General features: G+C 45.2%; 9 protein-coding genes. 5 read left to right on the forward strand and 4 right to left on the reverse strand.

Annotated elements, in window-relative coordinates; genetic code table 11:
• Positions 1-96 precede the first annotated feature (96 nt).
• The 3 genes from QUB16_RS18865 (at position 97) to QUB16_RS18875 (ending at position 2,712) form a co-directional block, all read left to right on the forward strand.
• Complete coding sequence (locus QUB16_RS18865) at positions 97-1,551, forward strand: hypothetical protein (protein WP_445251139.1); 1,455 nt, start codon at positions 97-99, stop codon at positions 1,549-1,551.
• A 389-nt stretch (positions 1,552-1,940) separates the two neighbouring features.
• The gene (locus QUB16_RS18870; protein ID WP_333318374.1) at positions 1,941-2,222 is read left to right on the forward strand and encodes a peptidoglycan-binding domain-containing protein; all 282 of its coding nucleotides are present in this window, start codon (positions 1,941-1,943) and stop codon (positions 2,220-2,222) included.
• 217 nt (positions 2,223-2,439) lie between these two features.
• Positions 2,440-2,712 (forward strand): peptidoglycan-binding domain-containing protein, encoded by a 273-nt coding sequence (locus tag QUB16_RS18875; RefSeq protein ID WP_333318375.1) that lies wholly within the window; start codon positions 2,440-2,442, stop codon positions 2,710-2,712.
• 48 nt (positions 2,713-2,760) lie between these two features.
• Here the strand turns inward: QUB16_RS18875 and QUB16_RS18880 are convergent, their stop codons facing one another.
• The gene (locus tag QUB16_RS18880) at positions 2,761-6,156 is read right to left on the reverse strand and encodes an ATP-binding protein (protein ID WP_333318377.1); all 3,396 of its coding nucleotides are present in this window, start codon (positions 6,154-6,156) and stop codon (positions 2,761-2,763) included.
• Between the two features lie 1,070 nt (positions 6,157-7,226).
• Between QUB16_RS18880 and QUB16_RS18885 the strand changes: the two genes are divergently transcribed.
• Positions 7,227-7,526: a DUF7734 family protein gene (locus QUB16_RS18885; RefSeq protein WP_333318379.1), complete on the forward strand. Its 300-nt coding sequence runs from the start codon at positions 7,227-7,229 to the stop codon at positions 7,524-7,526.
• Between the two features lie 275 nt (positions 7,527-7,801).
• On the opposite strand, the gene atpC is transcribed toward QUB16_RS18885, so the two are convergent.
• The 3 genes from atpC to QUB16_RS18900 all read right to left on the reverse strand — a co-directional run bounded on the left by atpC (position 7,802) and on the right by QUB16_RS18900 (position 10,943).
• On the reverse strand, positions 7,802-8,209 hold the full coding sequence (atpC, locus tag QUB16_RS18890) for an ATP synthase F1 subunit epsilon (protein WP_333318381.1): 408 nt from the start codon (positions 8,207-8,209) through the stop codon (positions 7,802-7,804).
• A 184-nt stretch (positions 8,210-8,393) separates the two neighbouring features.
• Positions 8,394-9,851 (reverse strand): F0F1 ATP synthase subunit beta, encoded by a 1,458-nt coding sequence (atpD, locus tag QUB16_RS18895; RefSeq protein WP_333318384.1) that lies wholly within the window; start codon positions 9,849-9,851, stop codon positions 8,394-8,396.
• Between the two features lie 138 nt (positions 9,852-9,989).
• Complete coding sequence (locus tag QUB16_RS18900) at positions 9,990-10,943, reverse strand: PEP-CTERM sorting domain-containing protein (RefSeq protein ID WP_333318385.1); 954 nt, start codon at positions 10,941-10,943, stop codon at positions 9,990-9,992.
• Positions 10,944-11,848: 905 nt separating this feature from the next.
• On the opposite strand from QUB16_RS18900, the gene QUB16_RS18905 reads away from it, so the two are divergent.
• Positions 11,849-19,457, forward strand: a 7,609-nt coding sequence (locus tag QUB16_RS18905) for a two-partner secretion domain-containing protein (RefSeq protein WP_333318387.1), incomplete at its 3' end; no start/stop codon positions are given.

Genomic DNA, 19,457 nt, shown 5'->3' on the forward strand with positions numbered 1-19,457 from the left:
AGATATAAAAATTTTAGACCAAGGTTCAAGCTTCCAGATTCATCTGTGGAGTAAATCTAAAATCTAAAATCTAAAATCTAAAATCGACTGACAGCAATGTTATTGGGAAAGACTGTGATGGATAGCAAACAAGCCTACTTACAGTGCTTAGACAGGCTGATTTGGGCGATCGATCGCCTGGAAGCAAAAGTCGAACCAAGTGAACTCGCTCGGATTGCCGAACTGATTGTTCAACCGATGATGGGGCCCTGGCGGTTTTTTCACACTCCCGAACATATTTTTGATGTGGGGGGAGATGAAGATGCGATCGAGGTTTTGGCAGCTTTATTTCACGATACCGTCTACCTGCAAGTCGATCGCAGCATTAACTTTAACGTCAGCTACTACATCACTCCTGTTGCAAAAGAGGTTAACAAACAGCTACAAATTCGGGATAAATCTGAACTGCCTGCGGATGCTACCTTCGAGATGGTAATGCTGGTATTCAATTTTGAACCGGGCGAAGTTCTCAATCCTTTGGCCGGACAAAACGAATTTCTTAGCGCTGTGGTAGCAGCAAAAGCTCTAGAACCATTTCTAAAATGCGAGCAATTGCTTCAAATTGCAGGCTGCATTGAAGCAACAATTCCTTTTCGCGTCGCCGATGCGGGAGTAACGGTAAGCCAGCGCCTTTATGAGCGCTTGCAAGCAATAAATAGCCTGTTTAACCTCAGTTTAACGGACGAGGAAATGCGGGAAACGGTCAAAAAAGCTGTGCGAATCTCTAACCGGGATGTGATGAGTTTTGCTCACCATAGTTCAGCCCATTTTTTGGCAAATACCTGGAATTTACTGCCGGAAACCAATCACAATCTCATCTGCTGGGGTTTTTACACGGTTCGCGACTACCGAGTTGCTTTGGTGAAGATGGAAGGTTTTCTGAATTATCTCAAGCCAGAAATAATTTTCCGGCAGTTTGAGGGATATCCAGACGATCGCACCTATCAGCGCTGGGAAACTACTGCTAAGTACAATCTCGAAATTGCGAAGCTTTATTTGGGGTGCAAACTGGCTGCCCTAGCCCTGCTAGAAGCTCTTTCTTCAGGTTTGGGGATAGATGTTTCTCTGGCGATGATGATGGGAGGATTTCCCGATCAAGCTGCTAACTGCGTGCGCCTAGAAAGCTTTTTTCCCGAAATAGAGAAACCTTACCAACCTAAAAGTGGTTTAGAAGCGGAAGTATTGAATTTATTAGAAAATGGGCGGGCTAAAAGCACTTCTAAAACCGATTTGGAGAACTCGCCACTGACAACGTTTGTGGTAAAAATTGTTGGGTTTGACGAAATGCGCTATCAGTGCGATCGAGCTAAGGAATTTTTTCGAGAAAATCTCAACGCCGACGACTTTATTTCCGACTTTAACCCGATAGTTACAGAAATTGTCATTGATTCAATTCTCAAGTTGTTTGACAGCCGGAAATCTACTATCTACCGATACTACGATATCACTTCTAAGTTAAAGTCGCAACCCCAGACCCATTTTCCCGATCGCCCTTTTCGCTCACATGGTTAATGAGCTTTAAATACAGAATTTTTTCCTCCTCTCTAGAAAAGACCCTTACTCAGCTTATACAACAGTGGAGCGATTACACTGTAACACGATTGATTGACTCGCTTTCCCTACGTCAATCTGCCTATTCATCCCGACACCAACAGCCCTACAGGTATGGTGTGGGGCTTCCGGCAAAGATGCTAAAAGTTGATAAAAAATGGAAATTTGCTGCTGTTTGCCTTTGACAATTACTCTGTACAAAACGGATTTGATAGCGGGCTGTCACTCATCTGAGCTACCCCAGATAAGCGTCACTATAAAAAGCGACTGTTAAAGCACTTCCACCCACAGCTACAACTGGGGAATAGCAAGTTCAAACGACTTGCCAACCACTAATCCCCAATCAAACCATGCAAACCACAAATTCAATTTACGCTCAATTGCCTCTTTGCTCTTCACTGCCCACACTGAAACGAAATAATAGCACCACTGCCAATCAAAACGTGCGCTATCTCCAACAATCCTTAGTTAAAAACGGATATCCCGTCGCAACTGATGGATTCTTCGGCCCAAAAACCGAACAAGCAGTCATCAAATTTCAAAAGGAAAATAAGATTGCTGTTGATGGCATTGTCGGCCCTCAAACTTGGAGTCTATTAGGTGCTTGTTATACAGATGAACCCGGATGTTAAATCCAAGTTAACTAATCCTAGGCGCACGGCTAGCAAGAAACTGGGTTTTTTCACAACAATACTTCGTTTCAGCCCCCAGAAACGCTAAAAAAACTGGTGGTTGAGCGAAGCCAAAACCCCGTTTCAGCCCGTCAAAAGTGCATCCAGGACTATTAACATCATTTCCGCACTTCTCTGCTTTCAAACAACTTGCAAACAACCAATGGAGACTCAAACTATGCAAACCACAAACGCAATTCACATGGAATTACCTTCCTGCCGTTATTTTCCCCTACTCAAACGCAACGATGGCGTCACCCAAAATGAGGACGTTCGCTACCTTCAGCGACTCTTGAACGCCAGCGGATTTTCCGTAACTACTGATGGAGGATTCGGCCCTAAAACCCAACAAGCAGTCATCAATTTTCAAAAGCAAGAACAACTCGTTGCTGATGGCATTGTCGGCCCTAAAACTTGGAATAAATTAGGCGTTTGTACAACTATATTTTAAAGTTTGTACAACCATATTTTAAACAGAGTAGGGCGTGCAGTTCGCGCCCTATTTCTCCGTCGAAGTTTCCACGCCCGACCACCCCTCGGGGGTTCCGTACATTCGATACTTGCGAGACCGTTTGAAATACAGCATTGCTACCCGATCGTCCGGATTGATTTGTAAAATATTCTGAAATACTTTTTGGGCGGCAACAAATTTTTGCTCGTAGTAAAAATTGAGAGCTTCTTGAAAAACCTCCGCAGTTTGCTGCTTAAGTACAATGCTCTGCTCTGTTTCTGTATCGTAAATTTCAAACACTGACACAGCATTTGCCTTTCCTTTCACCGTTACTCGATCGACAAATCTGTACTTATACTTTTCTGGATCGTCGAGGCGATCGATAATTGCACCGCTAACTAGAATTCCCGATCCGTAAACCTTAGTCAATCCTTCCAAACGAGACGCGAGATTCACCGCATCAGCAATCACGGTACTTTCCATCCGTTCTCGCTCGCCAATTGTACCCAACATCAAATTGCCCGCGTGCAAACCGACGCCGATCGCGATCGGAAAAAAGCCATTTTTTTCTCGCTGGTGGTTGTAGATATTCACTTCTTTCTGCATATCAATTGCTGCTCGCACCCCATCAGATGGAGATGTAGGAAACAGTGCCATGACTGCATCCCCAATGTATTTGTCAATAAACCCGTTATTTTTCCTGATTACAGGGCTAACCCTTCCCAAGTAAGTATTAATAAATGCAAAATTTTCATCCGGTGTCATCTTTTCCGAAAGCGCCGTAAACGAGCGAATATCAGCAAACAGCACTGTCATATCTCTTTCCTGATGTTCGCCTAATTTTACTTCAATAATACTCGGCTTTTCCAGCAAGTTTAGAAAATCGTGTGGCACAAACCTGCCGTAGGCTGCATTCAGTTTGGCTAGGCGAATTTGCGTGTTAATTCTCGCCAACAATTCCTTTTTGATAAAAGGTTTAGTTACATAATCATTTGCTTCTAAGTTAAAAGCTTCTACCAAGTCGGTAGTTAGATTTTTTGCCGTCAGCATCAGAATCGGCATTTCTAAAGGCGAGTATTTTTTGCGGACTTCTCGACATACTTCATAACCCGTCATCTGGGGCATCATTACATCGAGTAAAATTAAGTCTGGCTTAAATCCTGATTCAATCAGATTTAAAGCTTCTAAGCCGTTGCTCGCTTGAGTAATCTCGTAGTTTGCTAGAGAAAGACTGTTGATGATGACATGAATATTAATCGGCTCATCATCAACTACCAAAATTTTTAATTTCTCACTTTCTAGCGACTCGCTATTGTCTGATACAGGAGAATTTATTATAGAGGATTGGCGGGCTAATTTAGGAGTGATTAAAATGCCAGAGCCCTCGGTTAAATGCGGCGGAGTTCTGCTAAATTCCGGTTGACTCTCAGATACGGGCAAAGTAAAGGTGAATTGGGAACCGACGCCTACAGTTGAAGATACCGAAATTTTACCTCCGTGCAATTCCACTAATTGCTTGGCAACAGTTAACCCTAAACCCGTGCCGCCATATTCTCTAGCAGTGGAACCGTCAGCTTGTTCAAAGGATTCAAAAATTCGCTCTAATTTATCTTCGGGGATGCCAATACCGGTGTCAGATACACTAATAGCTAATTGGGGATTAAGGGGTGATTGTGCCTTGCCAGTTACCAATTCTGCAGAAATTTCTACTCGGCCGCTTTCGGTAAATTTAATCGCATTGCCGATTAAGTTGTAAAGTATTTGCTGCAAGCGATTCTCGTCGGCTGCTATTGGCGGCAATTCAGGAGCTACTGAGTTAATCAACTGCAAGTTTTTTTTGCCTACTAATGGCTGAGACAAAGTGAGAATTACAGAGACTATTTCTCGAATACCGACGGACTTAATTTGCAGTTCTATCGTTTTGTGTTTGAGCTGAGAAAAGTCCAGAATATCGTTAATTAAAGAAGACAATCTTTTGCCCGATGATGTAATTAAAGCTAAGTTAAAATTTGTTGAGTCTGGCAGTTGTCCGGTAGCACCGTCTATTAAAGATTCTGCAATCCCAATAATGCCGTTGAGGGGAGTGCGGAGTTCGTGGGAAGTATTGGCTAAAAATTCGTCTTTCAGTTTGTCCAGTCGCTGCAATTCGGTATTTTTAGTTTCTAAGGCAGTAAAAGATGCTTGCAGTTGTTGTGCCATGCTGTTAAAAGCAGCGGCAAGTACGCCCAACTCGTCGGAGCGATCGAGCTTTACAGTTTTGTCAAATTGTCCTTCAGACAACGCTATTGCTGCATTTTTTAATTTTATAAGAGGTTTGATAATCCAGCGAGAAGTGATAATTCCTAACACAGTTGCCATGCCCAAAGCTGCCAGACATAGCAACACTGTAGTGCGGTTGCCGGCCTGAATTTGTTCCATAAAGTCGGCTTCGGGAACGACAACGACAATCAGCAAATCTAAACCCTTGTCGTCTTGGAAGGGCAGGACTTTTAAAAATTGCTGCTTCCCATTTATTTCAAAATGGAGTTGCTGCGATTTGGTAATCTTGTTCAAGTTGTGAAAGTGAGTTTCTAAATATTTAGCTGTAGTTTGCGTTACTGCATCGCTGCTTTCTGTAACTTTAAACAGTTCTTTTTGACCGTTTTGGGTGCGGAAAGGTTTTTCGGGTGTGGAAGTTGCCAGCAGCGTGCCGTTTCTTTCGATAATAAAAGTTTGACCGGATTTGCCTATTTTGAGGCTGTTTAAAAATTGACCGATACTGTCGAGACGCAAAGCAGCAATTAATACTCCTTCTAGCTGTCTCTGGCTGTTGTAAACTGGTTGCAGCGCGCTGAGGAGCAAGGTGGGTTCTAGGAAGGATACATAAACTGAACTCCAAGTTGGTTTGGCTTCTAGAGCCGCATAGGTGTAGGAAGGGTGCTGCCGGATGTCGAAGTTTTTAACGGAGGCGGCTACTGTAGTGCGATCGCCCGTATCATTAGTATTGTAAGAATAAAAATCAAAATTTGTAGACGGGCCCGATGCGTTAATCAATAAAGTGCCGTTAGACATCTTTTCGCCAGTGCGATATTCTCCATCTGAATTAGCGATCGATGTAAAATTGATATAAGGATATAATTGTACTTGTCGCCACAGATACTTTTCCCAAGCTGACAAGTCTCTCATGTTCACAAAACCCAGTTTCACTGCATCCAGCTTGCTTTGATTGATTTTGTGCGGAGTTTGCAGATAAGTTCTCAAATTTTGCTCGATGCGATTGCTCACCTCCCCCATCAATTGATCCGCAAGGTCATTCACTGCTCTTTGAGAGTTCCTAAATGATAAATATCCCACAATACCCACCGCTGCAAATACTTGCAAGACAAACGGAACTATGAGTACAGTTTGGAGCGTGGCTTTTCCAGAAAGTTTGGCCACCAAGCGCTTGATAGAAAGAGTGGACATAACATTAATTTAGCTTTAAAGACACAGTTAATACTCGGAGCGAAGATTTACCGCTGGTCAGTATTCTAAACCATTTTGTACTTAAACAAAACTTACGCAAGAAAAACCCGATTTTTGGTTTCTTCCTGAATCGCTGTCCCACCTGAGATTTTTCATAGAAACTGAGTTTAATTCTCGCATAGCTTTCCGCAGTATATGCGAGTTTGAAGTCAAAAGCAGCGCACTCAACGGCGTATCTTTCAGAAAAACTCCGAATTTTGGGGTCGAATGCTTCGGCTTAAATGTATTATGACTGAGGCCAGGTACAAAAACCGGATAAATACAGAAAAATTTTTGCCGTCAGCTTAATGTTACTTTTACTACTTTTCATCCAAAGCTTCTATCCCCGACCATCCTGGTGGCCCTCCATACATTCGATTCTTCCGAGAGCGCTGAGAGTAAATTGGTGCTAACTTATCTTGAGTATTTATTTCGCAAATCTTCTTGAATTTTTTTTTGCAAATTAGTAAAACTTTGCTCGAACTACCGCTCCAGAAGCCTTTTAAATAATAGAAATATCGGGTTTTATTTCAATGCTTGGTTCGGTTGCGGCATCATTAATTTTAAACACCGACACGGCCGATGTTTTTCCTTTTACTGTGACTCGATCGACAAATCGGCACATATATTTTTCTCGATCGCCCAAAGGAGCGAAAATTAAGTCACTAACTAGAATTGCCGCCCCGTAAACAGTTATTTATTAGCTCTGAGTTGCAACTTGTCCGAGTTCAAATCAAGCAAAAAGCTAGCATAAATAGCAGCGTCTATCCCCAAGGAAAACGCCGTTTAATAAACATTTGACTGGAAAACGATAATTTAAACCTAGTCTTTCTGTGGCTCATAAAATATGGGACAAGCAGGTTTGCAGGAGGAAAATCTTCCCGATGTTTTTTACAGGACTTATATTATGTCCGCTTACTTCCTGCGGTTAAAAAAGCTCGAATTAAAAATAAGATTTTAGCGGGATGTCCCTAAAATTAGCCGCAAAATTAAGCTATATTATAGCAGATTTCAGGAAAGTGAGATTTGCTATGGCTGACTCTATTGCTCGCCGCTTGGAACAATACACGGTAAAACGATCGCACGAAGTTTTAATCGTCAAGGCCGAAATAGACGGCGAATTCGATGAAATTGCTATTTTTAAAGGCTTTTCTAGCTCTCTGACGCGATCGACTGCTTTCGATCCAGACGTTCCTGTTTTGCCGGAGGAAGCAAAAATTGTCAGTGTCGATCGACTGGAGAGCCCCTACAATCCAAATAACCCCCGCTATCTTCAGCAGGGGTTATCTTGGGAAACAATGCAATCTCTATTGTCGGAAGTTGGAATTTAAGAAAAAAGTAGGGACACAACATTGTTCATTAGTGTCAACTTAACGTCAAACGTAATACCGGTCTGCTGTTTGACTATTAGGGTTCGATCTCCCTGGCGCCCCCCTTCTTAAGGGGGGGACAAGACTCCGATCAAAGTCCCCCTTCTTAAGGGGGATTTAGGGGGATCTGGACTCAGGTAAAAACGAGATTTCTCAAGGCTTTCAGGCTGGTTGTTGACACCTATGAACAATGTTGTGTCCCTGCTACAAAAGCACTATGTCCCTACCCGCGATCGCTAGATCGTGCCGCCGGCAGCTTGAAAACGAGCTCTCGCGCGTTTGATGGCTTGCTTAGCTTGAATTTGCTCTTGCAAAGTGCCGGTAGTAGCCTTTTGCAAACGAGCTTCTGCTTCGGTGTAAGCAGTACGAGCAGCTTCTTTATCAATGGTTTCGCCTTTTTCAGCGCCGTTGACAAGAATAGTAACTTTGTTTTCTTGGATTTCTGCAAAGCCACCCATCAGAGCAATAGATACCCATTCCTTGCCGGGACGGACGCGCATCACTCCGGTATCCAAAGCTGTCAACATGGGAGCGTGACCGCTCAAGATACCCAGTTGGCCTGTGGTGCTCGGCAGAATTACTTCTTCAGCATTAGAATCCCAAACAGTTTTGTCTGGGGCCACTACGCGCACAGTTAATGTCATAAATTGTCCTTAGTCATTAGTCATTAGTCATTAGTCAGCAGTCAGCAGTCACCAGTCATTAGTAATTAGTCATTAGTCAGCCGTCGGCTATCATCAGTCACTTAGTTGTTAACTGTTAACTTTTAACTGTTAACAACTAATGACCAATGACTAATGACCAATGACTAATGACTCATGACTAAAATTACTTGGCGTCAGCTTTCATTTTTTCAGCTTTGGCGATCGCCTCGCTAATGTCGCCCACCAAATAGAACGCTTGTTCCGGTAATTCATCAAGTTCGCCAGCCAAAATCATCTGGAAGCCCTTAATGGTATCTGCCAGCTTGACGTACTTGCCGGGGGAACCGGTGAACACTTCAGCCACAAAGAACGGTTGAGACAAGAAGCGTTCAATTTTGCGAGCGCGAGAAACCGTCAAGCGGTCATCTTCCGACAGCTCGTCCAAGCCCAAAATTGCAATAATGTCTTGCAATTCCTTATAGCGTTGCAGAGTAGACTGCACTTGACGAGCAACACCATAGTGCTCTTCGCCGACAACGCTAACTTGCAACATCGTAGACGTAGAATCCAGCGGGTCAACCGCAGGATAAATCCCCTTCGCAGCCAAGCCGCGAGACAACACAGTTGTAGCGTCCAAGTGAGCAAAAGTCGTAGCCGGTGCGGGGTCAGTCAAGTCATCCGCAGGTACGTACACAGCTTGAACCGAAGTAATAGAACCTTCGGTAGTCGAAGTAATCCGTTCTTGCAAGTCGCCCATGTCTGTACCGAGAGTCGGCTGATATCCCACAGCCGAAGGCATCCGACCCAACAGAGCCGATACCTCAGAGCCCGCTTGCACAAACCGGAAGATATTGTCAATGAACAGCAGCACGTCTTGCTTGCTGACATCGCGGAAGTATTCGGCCATCGCCAGAGCCGACAGGCCCACGCGCATCCGAGCACCAGGCGGCTCGTTCATTTGACCGTAAACCAGAGCAATTTTTGATTTGCTGCGGTCTTCTTCGTTAATAACCCCCGACTCGATCATTTCTTTGTAGAGGTCATTACCTTCGCGGGTGCGCTCGCCCACACCGCCGAACACGGACACGCCGCCGTGAGCCTTGGCGATGTTGTTCACGAGTTCCATCATAATCACGGTTTTGCCGACGCCTGCGCCGCCGAACAAACCGATTTTGCCGCCGCGACGGTAAGGGGCGAGCAGGTCAATCACCTTGATCCCAGTTTCAAACACCGAAGGCTTGGTTTCCAGTTCGGTGAAAGCCGGCGGGTTGCGGTGGATGGGCATACTTTCGGAAGTATTGACCGGGCCGAGGTTGTCTACGGGTTGACCGATGACGTTAAAAATCCGGCCGAGAGTTGGGATGCCGACGGGAACTTGGATTGCTTCCCCGGTATCTACTACTTCCATGCCACGCACCAAGCCGTCGGTGGTACTCATGGAAACTGCACGCACTTGGCTGTCTCCGAGCAGTTGTTGAACTTCGCAGGTAACGGCAACGTCTTGACCTGCTTCGTTTTTGCCGGAAATCGTGAGAGCGTTATAGATTTGGGGCAGTTTGCCGCCTGGGAATTTTACGTCTACAACCGGCCCAATGATTTGAGTGATGTAGCCTACGTTCGTTTTTTCTGCGGTGGATACCATGAATAGTGCCTTTGTTAGGATGCTATTTTTCCCGTTATGGAAAAAGTCTTAACATTTAGAAATGCTATTTCTCAGAGTACCACTGAACAGACGCACTATTTAGATTTGTATGGGTCTGGTTAAGAGTCATTTTTATGGTTACTGCCCTCGCTTTTTTTTCCGGCGAGCTGCTGCCAAAGCCCCGATCCCCAGCATAGTCCCGAATACTGTGACTGGTTCGGGGACTGGTTCGGGGACTAACTCAGCCGACAGGCTAAAGTTTTGAAAGTCAACGTCATTTCCTTTGCTGCCATCGTCAAAGGAAATCTTTGTACCCTTAGCGAGTTGTTCTGTTGTCGCAGATTGAAACTGCTCTGGGCCCTTGCCATCGTTGACGGTGCTAAATGGATTGCTGGATTTGTAGTTGAGCTCAAAGTCGCCAAACACGGCTTGCTGGCATCCAGTTGTCAGACATTCAATTCTGCTGAATCTGGTGTCGGCGGCGAACCAGAGGCTGCTGTTCATAAAGGTGCTGCTGGAGACGTATTGCTCGAAGGGCTTGCCAGTGCCGGTGTCGCTCCAAAGCAGGAGGGCGTAAATTTGATCTTTGAGAAAGGTGAAACTTTGGGTAATTTTGCCGTCTGGGGATGTGACAGCGTTGCCGAAGGTTCCTTCTCCCTTGTTGGCGGAGCCGTTATCTGAGGGTTTAGTTTCGTTAAACAGAGTGGATATGTTGCTGTAGCCCGTGTTGTCCTGCTGGGATTGGGCCACCCACAAGCTGGATTGGTATAGTCCCTGAGATTGGTCGAATGTAAAATTGATGCTGGTGTCTCGATCGAACTGGATGCCGCTCGTGCCAAACATGAAAGCTCGGACGGGCGTGCAGATGCTGAGCAACATTGTGGTTGCCAAGCTGGCGACTGTAAAAGATGTTTTTTTGACTAGCGTTAAGGTAGTCATAACCCTGATTCCTCCAGTATTGTTAGGTAGTAAGGCCCAAAATGCCCTAAATGCCATGTTGCCGTGACGCGAATAGACGATCGCGAGCCTGCGATATTTAGGACGATCGTCAAACCTAAAGAAGAGGCTCCACACCAGTGAATCTACATACATATCTCACTTAAGGGTGTTTTGGAGTAAATGAGTGCTTCTTCTAAGAGTTTTCACTGACACCAGATTGACACATTTTAATCTGTAACAGCAAGATTTTCACCCTGCCTAGACTTCCAACGTACTACATTTACTTGGTTTCGGTAACGGTCTAAAGTTGAGTGCAAGACTTGCAAATATTGGCTTTCCTCAAAAATACATAAAAATTTTAATCGAGCTTTATAAAGTTTTGGTAAAGATCCTCCAAAAAATATAAAGTTTTTGAGAGAAATTCGGCTGTTGGGTTCGTTGCTCCTCAAAGCGCGCTGCCAACTGCTCGCCGTATGCAGAAAGAAGTGGCTGCGATCGCGAGTAGGGAGGTGAGCGAGTTTTTTTCCACTCTAAGCAAGCTGTATAAGAGGCGATCGGTACTTACGTAGTTTTGACTAAAATTCCGAGTTTTTTAAACCCCTAAACCTCGCGTTCGGTGCCAGATTTTCACCAACAGTCCCGGACGCATTAACCCGGTTTTTTAAGCTAATTGGGTCAGGGAAGCAGTGAAAGTCAATCGATTTTAGATTTTAGATTTTAGATTTTAGATTTTAGAATTGAAGCCTTGATCCCACGGAGAAATTCGGGGGCTCCTTTATCGGATACAGGTTTTTTATTTCTGGACGGATGAATCACGTGGCGGGTATCCTGGATGTTTTCGGTCCAAAAAAGAAACCAAGTTTCATTTCCCGCGCTTGATTTCTAGTAAAAAAAATTGTTTTTAAGTAAATCATACTAATTAAAAACATACATTTCCTTTTTCACGGCCAATTATTCGGCAACTAAAAATAGGCTGCTCCTATTGACAGGAGAAATTTTTAGGAGTAAAAATAGGAGAAATAAATACGATCGCACTTTAAGCACCATCTGTAAACACAATGACACCCAACAAACTACATTTGCTCGGATGGTTATTCATTGTTAGCTGGCTGAGTGCAGCGGCGGGTTCGGCAAACGCGCAACCCATTATCCCGACACCAGACGGCACTAACACACTTGTTACTCCCAACGGCAACCGCTACGACATTTCCGGGGGGTCTTTCAGCGGAGATGGGGCTAATCTTTTTCACAGTTTTACTCAGTTTGGCCTCAGCGAGGCTCAAACGGCTAACTTTCTGACAAATCCGAATATTCAAAATATTTTGGGAAGGATTACTGGGGGTAATCCTTCTTTAATCAATGGCTTAATTCAAGTTACGGGCGGCAATTCCAATTTATTTTTGATGAATCCTGCTGGCATAATTTTCGGGCCGAATGCCAGTCTCAATGTGCCTGGATCTTTTAATGCTACTACGGCGACAGGGATTGGTTTTGGGAACAATCAGTGGTTTAGTGCGATCGGCAATAACAATTGGGCAACTTTAATTGGGACACCGAATAGTTTTGCGTTTACAAATTTGCAAGGGGGAAGCATAATTAATGCAGGCAATCTGACGGTGACACCAGGTCAAAGTTTAAGTTTGATCGGCGGTACGGTTGTCAATAATGGTCAGGTAACTGCGCCTAGCGGCAATATTCTGATCGGCGCCGTACCTGGTAACAATTTGGTGCGAATTAGTCAAGCTGGAAATTTATTGAGTTTGGATATTCAGCCGACTGCAAATCAAAGTTCGCTGCCAAACAATTGGACGCAGCCAGTGTTATCTTTGCCGGAGTTGCTGACTGGACAAGGTGTGGCACAGGCGACGGGTTTGACGGTAAATCCCAATGGTGAAGTTGTGTTGACGGGGAATGTTGCAGTGCCTGTAACTGCGGGAACTGCGATCGCATCCGGCAGTCTCAATGTCTCTGGCAACACTGGCGGTACTGTAAATATTTTAGGCGACAAAGTAGGAGTTATTGCAGGCAATATCGATGCTTCTGGGATTAACGGCGGCGGTAATGTACTGATTGGCGGAGATTATCAAGGTTTGGGGACTGTGCCCAATGCTTGGCGGACTTTTGTTAGCAGCGACTCGACGATTAATGCTGATGCTGTTAGTAATGGGAATGGCGGGCGAGTCATAGTTTGGGCCGATGAAACTACTCGCTTTAATGGCAATATTACGGCCAGAGGTGGCTTGTTTTCTGGGAATGGCGGCTTTGTGGAAGTGTCGGGAAAGCAATCGCTGGATTTTCAAGGATTTGTTGATTTGCGATCGCCTTTTGGCATTGCAGGGACGCTATTGCTAGATCCTACAGACATCACTATCGGTGGCAACCCTGATGCCGGTGGCACTTTATTGGGCAACGGAACATTTGCTCCCGCCGGCCCTACTTCTACGATTAATAACGGAACGCTGCAAACACAACTGGGAGCAAGCAATGTGACGATTTCCACTGCATCGCCTTCTACCAGTGCAGGCAACATTACAGTTAATGCTCCCGTTTTGTGGGGTAGTCCCAACTCGCTGACGCTGCTAGCGAATAACAATATTACTGTTAATTCCCCTATTATTAATAATGGGAATGGCGCGATCGCGTTAAATGCTGGTAATGCAATATCAGTCAATGCCAACCTTCGTACTAGGGGCGGAAATATTAGCCTCACCAGTACCAATGATATCAACACCGCTGCTGCCGATATTGGTTCCTCTGCTATACCAGGAGGAAATTCAGGAGACATCTCCCTCTCCACTACTGGTGGTGGTAACATTACCACTCAATGGCTGGCTTCCCATAATTTAGTTGGAGGTAATGCAGGGAACATTACCCTCACAGTTACTGGAGGTCCGGGCGCGATCGACACCACTGCTGGAGAGCTGGATTCCCAATCCTCTTTAGGAATAGGAAATGCAGGAGCGATCGCCCTCTCAACTGTTGGTGGTAACATTACCACTAACAAACTGGCTTCGTTTTCCCTGGGTGCAGGTACGGGAGGGGATATTACCCTCTCTGTCACCGGAGGAACAGGTTCTATCAACACCATTGCTAATTTTCTGCAATCGAGTTCCACTTCAGGAAATGGGGGATCGATCGCCCTCTCCACTGCTGGTGGCAACATTACCACTGGAATTTTGGGTTCTAATGCTGTTGGTGCAGGTACAGGAGGGAATATCAGGCTTTCTGTCACCGGAGGAACAGGTTCTATTAACACTGCTGGAATTCTGGATTCCCGATCCAGTTCAGGAAATGGGGGAGCGATCGCCCTTTCAACTACTGGCGGTAATATTACTACTGCTGCTCTGAATTCTACTTCAGGAGGTGCAGGTACGGGAGGGAATACTACTCTTTCTGTTACTGGGGGGACAGGTGCGATCGACACTACTGCTGGAAATGTCAATTCCAGTTCCAATTCAGGAAATGGAGGCGCGATCGCCCTCTCAACTGCTGGCGGTAATATTACTACTGCTGCTCTGAATTCCCGCTCATCAGGTGCGGGTGCAGGAGGTAACATCACCCTCACTGCCGGAGGAAACCTTACTACTGCTAATATTTACGCTTCTACCGTTAGTGGGAATGGAGGCAATATTTCATTATTCAGTAAAACGGGTTCTATTGATACTACCGTAGGAGCAAACATTGGTGATAATGTACGCTCATCAGCAGTAGGTGGAAATGTTGGTGGCACAATTACTATAACCGCAGCTAATGATATCACAGTCGGTCACATTCGTTCATTTGGGGGGTTAGTCCCCGGTTCTGTTAACATTACAAGTAGTAATGGAGGTATGCAAATACAAGCTATAGATACCAGTTGTAGTGGTGGTAGTTGCCCTGGCGGAGATATTAATTTGAATGCAGCCGGAAATATTACCCTCAACAGTGGTGGTCTTACTTCTGTTTTTAACACTGGGTTAAGTGGAGCCATTACATTGCAAAGCGGCAATTCTATTTCTATCCCTATTATCTACTATAATGGTGGTGGTGCGATTAACCTCAGTGCTGCTAACGCAATTCAATTAGGCAAAATTGTTCCTTTTCCGGCCATAGCTCAAGTACCAGGAAGTATTACGATTACCAGTAATGAAATTGACTTCACGGGAGGTGCTAATGCAGTACAAGCAGCTAATTCCCCCCTGATACTTCAATCTTTTAGCCCGAACCAAAATATTGTAATAGGTGGGTCTGAAAATCCCTCTACACTCGATTTAAGCGCAACTGACTTAGCCGCTTTATCAAATAATTTTTCTTCCGCTACTATTGGCAGAAGTGATGGAACTGGTACTATTTCTGTGACAGGAGATGTTACCTTTAATTACCCAGTGATATTGCAATCACAGGGAGTGGGTGGTTCCATTAACGGGATCAATGGCAATATTACAGGTACAGGGAATGCAAGTATTACCCTAAAAGCGGATCAAAATATTACTACTGGTAGTATCCTCAACTCAGGTAGAAATATTACTATCAGCAGCACGAATGGCAATATTAACACCACTGCGGGAACTCTAGATGTTAGCTCATCTCTTGGCAACGGAGGTGCGATCGCGCTTACGGCTGCATCAGGCATCCAAACAGGAGCAATTAATACCAGCACTACATCTGCTGATAGTACCAGTGCTGCTGGTATAATAACGCTCAATCCTGGCACAGGAAATATCACCCTCAACGGTGATATTAATGTTTCAGCCGCCGCTGGCAGCGGTGGTAACGTGACCTTTTTAACGCCAGTTGTCTTAACTCAACCCACTACTACTCTCACTACATCTGGAACTGCTAGCAGCGGCAATGTCAGCTTTAACAGCCCCCTTGATGGGACGGCAATAGGCAGTCAAAGCTTGACAGTGAATGCAAGTACAGGGAATATTACTTTTGGAGGTGCGGTAGGCAGCACCACAGCATTAGGAAATATCACCGCCAACAGTACAGCTACAACCATATTTAAAGCGGTAAATGCTGCCAATTTAACTACTGATCCAGGCGGTACAACTCAACTTAATGGCAACGTCACCACTACTGGAAATCAAACTTACTCCGATGCTGTCACAATTGCCACTAATCCGATTATTTCAGGCAGTGGCGTTACTTTCAATAATACTGTTGAGGCCAATAACATTGGCAGCGACTTAACTGTAAATGGGGGTACGGGTAATATTACATTCAATGGTGCAGTTGGCAATACCAAGGCATTAGGAAATATTACTGCTAACTCTACAGGAATAACCGCATTTAATCAAACAGTCGAGGGCGTGAGTTTAACCACAGATGCTGGCGGCACAACTGAACTAAATGGCAATGTCACTACAACGGGCGCTCAAACTTATGGAGATGCTGTGACTGTTGCCAATAATCCCATTCTCTCCGGCAGCGGTGTTACTTTCAACAATACAGTAAACGGCAGCAGCGATTTAACTCTGAATGGGGGTACTGGTAATGTTACATTCAATGGTGCAGTTGGGAATCCAACAAATGCGATCGGCAATTTAAAAGCTAACTCTACAAGAACAACCGCATTTAATCAAACAGTCAATGCCGCAAGTTTGACGACTAATATTGGCGGCACAACTCAACTCAAGGGAAATGTCACTACAACTGGCAGTCAAACCTACGGAGATGCAGTTACAATTGCCAACAATCCCATTCTCGCAGGCAGCGAAATTACTTTCAATAATACTGTTGATGGTACCAGCGATTTGACTGTGAAGGCGGTTAGCGGTAATCTTAAATTCAATGGTGCTGTTGGGAATCCAACAAATACGATCGGCAATTTAACAGCTAACTCTACAGGAACAACCGCATTTAATCAAACAGTCAATGCCGCGAGTTTGACTACAGATGCTGGCGGCACAACTCAACTCAAGGGAAATGTCACTACAATAGGCAGTCAAACTTATGGAGATGCAGTTACAATTGCCAATAAACCGATTCTTTCAGGTGACAGCATTACTTTCAATAATACTGTTGATGGTAGCAGCGATTTGACTGTGAAGGCGGTTAGCGGTAATGTTACATTCAATGGTGCAGTTGGGAATCCAACAAATGCGATCGGCAATTTAACAGCTAATTCTACAGGCACAACCGCATTTAATCAAACAGTCAATGCCGCGAGTTTGACTACAGATGCTGGCGGCACAACTCAAGTCAAGGGAAATGTCACTACAACCGGCACTCAAACTTATGCAGATGCTGTGACTGTTGCCAATAATCCGATTCTCGCAGGCAGCGACATTAGTTTCAATAATACAGTTGACGTGGCTGGCAATCTCGGTATTGCTGCTGATAATGTTAATCTTAAAGGAACTGTAACCACCACCAATGACGGCACGCTCACTATTACCAATAAGGTGAATTTCAATAGTGAGAAAAACCTGAATTTAGACGGTGCATTTATTCAAAAGGGCGGGGGAAATGTTGCGGTTAGCGGCAATATCACCACAACAAATGATAACATTACTTTTAGTGGGCCAGTGACATTAAAAGCTCCTGTAAGTTTTACGCTGGAAGATGCAACTATTGCTTTCGGTTCTACTATATCGGCAGGTACTAACCCGCTGAATTTAACAGCAGGTGAAATTGATTTTTCTGGAAACGTTTCTGGTACTGGCGCGCTAACCCTGCAACCCGCAACAGCCGGACAAAATATTGTTGTTGGCGGAATGGATAACAATACTAGCGCTTTAGATGTGACTGCATCGGAACTTAATTTGATTCAAAATGGATTTAGCTCGATCGCGATCGGGCGATCGGATAGCAGTGCCAATATTAGTGTTCCCTTTAACCTCACATTTTTAGATCCAGTAAATATTCAAACGGGAACCGGTACGATCGCACTTGATGGCACTATTACTGGCAATGACAACAGCAGCATTGCTCTCAAGGCTTCCACAATTAATTTGAATCATGGCATCAATACCAATAAAAATCCGATCGCTCTCAACGGCACTGTAACACTCGGTAACGATATTAATCTCAGAACCGGCGGCGGAGATATTAAGATAACTGGTGCGATAGACGGTAATCATTTGCTGAACTTAGATGCCGCTACAGGCAATGTGTTGGTGCAAGGAAATATCGGAAAAACAGTACCACTTTCTGTTTTGAATGTTACCGCAACGCAGGCGGAATTCACTAACGGTAATATTGCGAGCAATTCTGGTTTTAATATTGCTGCTGCCAGCACTAAGTTAGGTGGCAATGTTACTACTAATCAGGGCAATATCAATATTAACGGTGTTCTCGGGTTGACGAAAGATGCGAGATTGAGTACAGCCGGGGGGAATATTGCCTTTGGAGGTGCGATCGACAGTATTGATGCGGCCCGCAACTTAACTCTAGCCTCTGGTAGTGGTAGCATCACTTTCAACGGTGCGGTGGGGGCCACCAGCAAGTTAGGAAATCTTGCGATCGACAATGCTGGCAATGTGACAGGAAACTCGACAATTAACGCGCAACAATTGACAGCACTAAACACGGAAAAAGTCAACTTATTGGGAGATGTCACCGCCGCCAAAGTCGATATTACTGCCAAGGGCGATATAAGTGTTAAAAATATTACTGCTAATGGCGGAGAAATTCTCTTTACAAGCGGTAACAATTTCACCGCAGGCAATTTGAATACATCGGGAGACAGTGGCGGCAACATAACTGTTAAGGCGATAACTTCAATTACGGCCGGACAAATAAACTCTAGCGCTATAGTCGGAAATGCCGGCAATGTGTTCTTAGACCCGATCGGCGATATTCAAGTAGAGTTTATCAATGCCCAAGGCGGTACAGGCGGCACCGGTGGCGAGGTGACAGCAATAACAGGCAATTTTTTCCGCGCTACGGGTACTTTTTCCACCCCACTGTCGCCGACGGGATTGGCTAGCATTTCTACTGCTGGCGGCGCAGGTGGTGGCAAAATTACAATTGTGCACGCTGGGGGAGATGGAGGGACGCCGATTCAACCGTTTGTGGTGGGGGATGCTGCTAGCAACGGTACGGCGGGTGCAATTACAACGGGACAATCTACCATTACATCGCAGTCGTTTCCGCGTTCTAGTAGTGTTGGTAATATTGTGTTTTCGACTGATGACGCGATCGACCCGCCGCCAACGCCAACTCCAACTCCGGTAGAAACTCCCACTCCCACTCCGAGTGAAACTCCAACTCCGGTAGAAACTCCCACTCCCACTCCGAGTGAAACTCCCACTCCGGTAGTAACTCCCACTCCCACTCCAGTTGTCACTCCCACTCCCACTCCGGTAGTCACTCCAACTCCGGTAGTAACTCCAACTCCCACTCCCGTTGTCACTCCAACTCCGGTAGTCACTCCCACTCCAACTCCGGTAGTAACTCCAACTCCGGTAGTAACTCCAACTCCCACTCCCGTTGTCACTCCAACTCCGGTAGTAACTCCAACTCCCACTCCAAGTGTCACTCCAACTCCCACTCCAAGTGTCACTCCAACTCCGACTGCAGTTGTCACTCCAACTCCGCTAGTAACTCCAACTCCCACTCCAAGTGTCACTCCAACTCCGCTAGTAACTCCAACTCCCACTCCAAGTGTCACTCCAACTCCGGTAGTAACTCCAACTCCCACTCCAAGTGTCACTCCAACTCCCACTCCAAGTGTCACTCCAA

Source organism: Microcoleus sp. D3_18a_C4, assembly GCF_036702415.1.
In the GTDB taxonomy this organism is placed as follows: Bacteria; Cyanobacteriota; Cyanobacteriia; order Cyanobacteriales; family Microcoleaceae; genus Microcoleus.